Annotated in this window: 1 pseudogene; it reads right to left on the bottom strand. The window is 36.0% G+C overall.

The features are described from left to right. Positions 1-723 precede the first annotated feature (723 nt). Positions 724-786: pseudogene (locus DW800_RS19460) on the bottom strand (site-specific integrase); the annotation flags it as partial.

Below are 786 nucleotides of genomic sequence, written 5' to 3'. Positions count from 1 at the left end.
ATGCTGCGAAGTTAACACTCATAATTACGGCTACGATAGCCATTCCAATCAATCTTAATGTCTTCATTGCTATAAATCTGTTTATGCCTCTACGTCCCTAATAGGTGGCAGTTAATAATAAATAGTTGTATCAGTGTGAGGAACACAGCGATAGCTGCACACTTCATAAATGAGTTGTCAATTAATAAGTAGTAGTCTGTATCTTTACGGTTAATTCATATATTATAGTCAGTGTCCCCTAACTAACTGTTATACAATAAAGAAGCGTGGGAACATTGAATATTACCTAATCTGAGGCTCTGGACTGCCCAAACACAAGTAATAAACAATAGCCCACGCCAAACGTTATATAGTCCACTTGACTAAGTGGGTATATAGCATTGACGTGAGCGTCCTTGCCTATTATCCTTGTGTTTTGAAATTGTCCAGATTTCAGATTAAGGATAATATCTTAAACGCTCTTCGTTAACTAATATGTCCTTTCAGCCTTAACTCATTAAGTGTCTGAAATTGCTGCAAAGTTACGAATTTGCGTCTGATTGGCAAGAACTTATTGTTTATTAAATGCAGAAAGGCATTCCTACTCCATAAATCAAGGTTAGGAGCAAATTTGTAAAAGGTCTATATAAGTAGAAATTTAGAAATTTACTCCCAACTTGAATTATTGGCTTAAAAGGCTGTTCCACTCCATTCTTAATAATTGGTGAGCGCAATCGCCAGTAATCAAAAACTAAGGCAGTCATAGGTATTAAGTAGTTCTTCCTGCCTTAATCCCAAGTATCTCTT

It is taken from the genome of Bacteroides sp. AM32-11AC, from assembly GCF_003603515.1.
In the GTDB taxonomy this organism is placed as follows: domain Bacteria; phylum Bacteroidota; class Bacteroidia; order Bacteroidales; family Bacteroidaceae; genus Bacteroides; species Bacteroides uniformis.
The sequence above is the reverse complement of the archived record's forward strand: the minus strand, read 5'-3'. Positions and strand labels throughout refer to the sequence as shown.